The sequence below is a fragment of the Neisseria sp. HMSC070F02 genome (genome assembly GCF_001814225.1).
Taxonomy (GTDB): Bacteria; Pseudomonadota; Gammaproteobacteria; order Burkholderiales; family Neisseriaceae; genus Neisseria; species Neisseria meningitidis.
This window is the reverse complement of the sequence record NZ_KV815351.1, coordinates 1-5,348: the sequence shown is the minus strand read 5'-3', so window position 1 is coordinate 5,348 and position 5,348 is coordinate 1. Positions and strand designations below refer to the sequence as shown.

The window sequence follows — 5,348 nt, the reverse complement described above, 5'->3', positions numbered from 1 at the left end:
TAGATTCCCGCCTGCGCGGGAATGACGGCGGAAATCTTGTTTATATCGAATCAAAAAAACCTGCACCTTAATCAGTTGGCGGTTTAGTCCGACTTTTGGGGTGCAGATCAAGCTTTCAGACGGTATTTCCTTTAAAACTTCATTTCGAGCGCGAGGCTGAAGTTCCTGCCCGGTGCGGCATACCTTCCATAGTTGCTGTCGCCGCCGTGCCGGTTTGCCGTGCTTTCCGCGGTCTGGCGCAAGGATTCCCAAGTAACGTAGCGGTAGTTGCCGATATTGTAGATAGCCGCCCTCAAGGTCAGCCGTTTTTTCAGATTCAGATAGGCGGAAACGTCTGCCGTCGACCAAGAAGACGACGCTCTTTTTGTCGAATATCGTTTTTGATCGCCTGCCAGATAAGCAAGCTCGTCAGGGTTTTTCCCTTTGGAATAGGTCAGCATAATGTTTGCGCCCCATTTCCCCTCTGGCTGGTCGTATCCGAACCCCAAAACATAACGCGACGGCTGTACCGCATCCAAAGCATAGCTGCGGAGGGACAGTCCCGGCCGGTTGGATACCGATTTCGGTTTGATGCGGTTGTACGCCAAAGTCGTGTACAAACCTTCGGGCAGTTTGCCATACACGCCGTTCCAGTCGATTTTTCCCAATATATTAACGCCTTGAAGCGACATATTTTGGGCATTGTAATAATCGCGTATATCAATCTCTGTCAATTGTCCTGCCTGATTCGGCAATTTGGTTTTGTGATCGGCAACGGCAATCATATCGGTATAACGGTTGCGGAAGCTGCTGATTTCCAAAAAGCCGAAATCGCCCTTCCACTGCAAACCGATTTCGCGGTTGGCTGCCTTTTCCGATTTCAGGGCGGGACGCTGCCAGCCTTTCGGATAATCGTGATAAATGTCTATCCCGAAAAGTTCTTGGAATGAGGGCGTTCTGAAGCCGCTGGAGGCGCGGTAAGACAAAGAAAAATGCCGGTTCGGTTTGAACACGATGCCGCTGTTCCACGAACGGTCAACATACCGCCCGCTGCGGACGAGTTCTTCCGACGTGGTGAAGTTTTTCCGGTCATACCTGCCACCCAAGCTGAAATCAAAATATTTGCCGATTGAAAAACGGTCGTTCAAAGAAATATGGATATTGCTGCCGTTGATTTTTCTTGGCACGCATTTGCGGGAACGCAGGGTTTCGATGTAGCCGCAGACCGACCCTTCGACGACTTCGGGCTTACCCAAACGGTACTTATCTTGATTCTTTTCATCGAATCCCGTGGATTCCGAAATCCTTGCCGCATTGTGGGAAAGCTGTTCGGGGCGGGAGATCGCTTTGGAAGCATCGTAACCGAAGCCCAAAGTCAGATGGTGTTTCGTCCATTTGTTTTTCAGCGATTTCTCAAACGAGGCATTCAAAACATTGTGCTGTTCGCGGTAGTGGAAACGGTCGCTGCTGTCGTAGGAATACGGTTTGTCCGCCGACGCGCGGCAGGATTTGTCCACAGCAGGATACACGGCGCAATTCAGCTTCAGCGTGTTGTTGTCGGTTGCCACGCCCTGTTTGTCAAACGACAACACCGTCTTGTCCGCCCAGTTGTCAGAATACGCTTCGTTTTCATAACGGTACAGCAAACCCATACGGCGGCGGCGGTGATGTTCGTCAATAAATTTGGTGCGGGAATATTTCAAACCTATGCCCTTGACCAAATTTGTATCGCCCTTCCACTCTTCTATATTCGGCACAAAATACAAGCCGTCGCGGAAATCGTTGCCGTCGTACACCCCGCTCTTGTCGCTAAACTTTTTCGCCTCGTCCGTACCGTAATACTGTTTTTCCGTCATATCGCGGATGTCGTAACGCTGTTTGGTATCCTCAAACACGCCGCCGACATAATGCCTGCCGCCGAAGCGGTAGCCCAGCTTGGCAAGCCAAGAGCCGCTGCGGTAATCCATCGGATCGGGCAATATCCTGCCGCCGCCCGTGTAAGCTTGGGCGGACAGGTTTTCGTGGCGCGCCTGCGCCTCCCGCACCATCGCTTCTTCTTCAGCACTTAAAGGCTGTTTTTTTTCAATACGTTCTTTTACCCAGCGGTTGAGCTGGTTGTTCAAATATTTCCCGTAGCCCGCCAATTTTGCCACGGGCTTGGATTCACGCTCGCCCTCTACTGAGAAAAATTGCCCTGTTTTATCTTTGCTTTGAATATCGTGTGTCTGGCGGAACGCATCCAAACGGTTTATGCCGTATGCCACCCCGTCCGCAATATCGCCGTGCGGGCGCGTTTCCCGCCCTTGGCGTTCGGTTCGGATTAGCAGCCCTTCCCAACCGTCTTTACTGAATCCCGCGCCGAGCAACTTCATAAATTGGCGGTTTTTACTGCCGTAGGCGGTTTTTGCCTGTATCCCCCAGCTTTTGCCGTCTGAAATCAGGTCTGCCGCTTCTTTGGTTCGGAAGGCGACCGCACCGCCGAGTGCGCCGCTGCCGTGATCGGACGAACCGGCGCCTTTGTCGATTTCCACCATGCTGATGTTTTCATATTCGATTTCGTTGATTGCACCGCTGCCGCCGCGTCCGCCGTATCCGCTCAACGATCCCTGCACGGTAAACGCCTGTATTTGGGCAACGCCGTCAACCGAAACCGCCACACGGTTTTTATCCACGCCGCGTATCGAGTAGCCGCCGCTCGCGCCGTTGCCCTGTTCGACAACCGCCACGCCCGGATCGTAGCGCGTCAGGTCGCGGATACCGAGTACCTGTTCTTTGTTCAACGTTTCCGACGTTTTGACGATTTTGCCCAAACCGGTCGCCTCTTTCGATCGCCGTCCCACTTTGGCGGCACGGACGGTAACCTCTTTCAGGGATTGGGTCTGCGCCGCATCAGGTGTCGCCGTTTCGGGGTTTGCCGCATATGATGGGAAAGCGGCTGCAACAGCCAAGGCAGTCAGGGCAAGCTGAAAACCGTGTTTCTTATTCATTTTTCCACCTCCTGCATATCTTTCTTCGCACCGAATACCACGCCGAATTGGTGTTTAACTTCAGATTCTAAAGGTTCTAACTGTTCGCTAACATCAGTTTCAACTTCAGCTTCAGCTTCATTTTCAGTACCTTCAGTTATACCAAGAGATTTCCCATCATTATTGAAAATAATACCGCCCAATTCCGCCGCCTGCGGGCCGTAAAATCCTCCTTCTACACGAAGATTACTGGCTTTGAAACGTTGAGGATTAGTCGAACCAGTTCCCGAAAGATTGATGCCGGTATCCCGAGTGTGTGCTGTCGCGTGGAAACCGTTGCCATCAATCACACCGTTTTCAATACGGAAAGCAGGTTCTACACCGTTTTCCTCCGTCAGCGTTCCGGAAATCGATTTCTTGCCGAAATCAACATTAAACTCTGCTTTTGCCGCTTTATCCGCCTTATTATCCCATTGAATGGGTTTGCCGATACGCGCTTCCCAAGTGCCGGTATAGTGTGCTTTTCCGGTTTGCGGAATGTCGGCTTCCGCCGTGCGGATACCTTTCAGGAAAAGGTCGATGTCCCTGCCTTTAGAGGCTTCCGGAGTGGGCAGGATGCTGCCTGAACCGCCGTTGCCTTCTTCTGCCGGCAATTCTTCTTCGGGTTCTTCAACTTCTTCTTCGGGTTCTTCAACTTCTTCTTCGGTTTCTTCTTCGGCGATTTCTTCTTCGTTTTCACCGTTATCACCTTCGGAAACTTCGTCTTCTTCGCTGCCTTCGTCTTCTACGGCTTCGTCTTCGCCTTCTTCGCCGTTATCAACGCCTGCACCCTCTTCATCCTCCCCTTTATCTTCCGCCTTTGGTTTACTTGCCGGGCGTTCGGTTTTTATCCGTCCGAGTTTCACATAGGTCAAAAAGTCGCAACAAGCACTGACGGTCATTTTCCTGCCGTCGGCAAGATCAATGGTTTGAGTATCTTTGACCAAGGAGATTTCACGCCCTTCGACAAGAAGCTTGTCGGGATGACCAAAATCGGGCATAGTGGAAATGGCAAACTCACGGGGATTTTTATCACTTGCCTCGTCAACGGAAATTTTTAGAGAATCCAAGATTTTGGTGTGTTTTTCAGACGGCATAGCAGGATTTGTGCCTGATGCGTCTGTTTTTTGTTTGCCTGCGAATACGCCGAATACGCTGTTGTCGTTACTGATAAACCGTCCGGCAAGCTCTTCCCCCTTATCGCCGAAAAAACCGCCCTCAAGCCGCCGATCGGCATCGGTATGGAAAAACAAATATTCTTTATCAGCGTGGCGCGTCTTCAACTCGGTGTTAACTTTGGCACTGCCGGTAAAGCGGTTGCCGTTTAAATCGGCAGTAATGTTGTAAATGGTCAGCGGTTTTTTAGGTTCCGTTGGATCATTTTTCTTTTGCACATACTGATTTTTAATCAGCTCGCCCTTTAGGATTTTTTTGTCGAAATCAACCGTATATTCGGCGGGATGCTCTTCCCTTTCGTCGACATCCTTAGCCGCATAAGAAGTTGCACCAACATCGTTACCATAAAATGTGATATAACCCAAATTGTCAATGCCAACCGCCTTACCTGCTCGATGACGTTTGGCATCAGTCATATATTGCCAGTTGCCGAAATATTTTACCTTTCCCGCGCTCGGTAAAGATTGGGAAGGATGTTCTCCAGAATAATATACAAAACCATCATAACCTAAGCGGTTGGAAAACTGCTTGTGATCTGAAGTCCACTTAATTTCATCTTCCCCCCTTACATATACATAACCTGCATCTACAAATTTATAACTATATCTTGCATTTTTCTTTTCCGATGTGATAATGCTTGCCGTAGAATTTGGTTGACGAATTTTATCTTTAAGCTGCTGACGTTGATCTTCTTTGGAACCGTATAAAAACAGGATATCTTCCTCTTTAAACGACAGCTGTTCTTCTGCTTGTTTGCTATCGGGAATTACCGTGCCATCTTCACGATGAAAAGCAGTATTCCGCCTTGGCAGCCGCATTGCCGCACCGACGGCGGGCCGGTTGACCGGCGTGGTTTCTACCGAAGGCCCGGCAGGGGGCGAAGTGGGAACGTCCTTAGACTTGAAAGTGACGGGGTACGCGGTCGGCGTTGATTCGACAACAGGCTGCACGCCGAAATTGCCGCCGATGCAAGATGCCAAAAGTAAGGGCAACAAGACAATGCCGCCATAATTCGGTTTACACATCCCTACTTTTCCTCCTATTTGATTAATAATAATTATCATTATATTAATATGTACAGATAATATCAACCCGTTTTTATAGTGAATTAACAAAAATCCGGACAAGGCGACGAGCCGCAGACAGTACAGATACATCCCGTCATTCCCACGAACCTACATTCCGTCA

2 protein-coding genes are annotated in these 5,348 nt (G+C 49.9%); both read right to left on the bottom strand.

Features of this window, described 5'->3' with window-relative positions; translation table 11 throughout:
* Positions 1-131: 131 nt before the first annotated feature.
* A complete protein-coding gene (gene lbpA / locus HMPREF2959_RS00655) occupies positions 132-2,966 on the bottom strand; it encodes a lactoferrin/transferrin-binding protein LbpA (RefSeq protein ID WP_070696238.1) in 2,835 nt (944 codons plus the stop codon).
* The gene (locus HMPREF2959_RS00650) at positions 2,963-5,185 is read right to left on the bottom strand and encodes a transferrin-binding protein-like solute binding protein (RefSeq protein ID WP_070696235.1); all 2,223 of its coding nucleotides are present in this window, start codon (positions 5,183-5,185) and stop codon (positions 2,963-2,965) included. The genes lbpA and HMPREF2959_RS00650 overlap by 4 nt, the downstream gene beginning before the upstream one ends.
* Positions 5,186-5,348: the final 163 nt, after the last annotated feature.

What these genes read in the sequence shown, in the direction of transcription:
- HMPREF2959_RS00650 (WP_070696235.1), bottom strand. Translation starts at nt 5,185, where the DNA reads ATGTGTAAACCGAATTATGGCGGCATTGTCTTGTTGCCCTTACTTTTG.
- lbpA (WP_070696238.1), bottom strand. Translation starts at nt 2,966, where the DNA reads ATGAATAAGAAACACGGTTTTCAGCTTGCCCTGACTGCCTTGGCTGTT.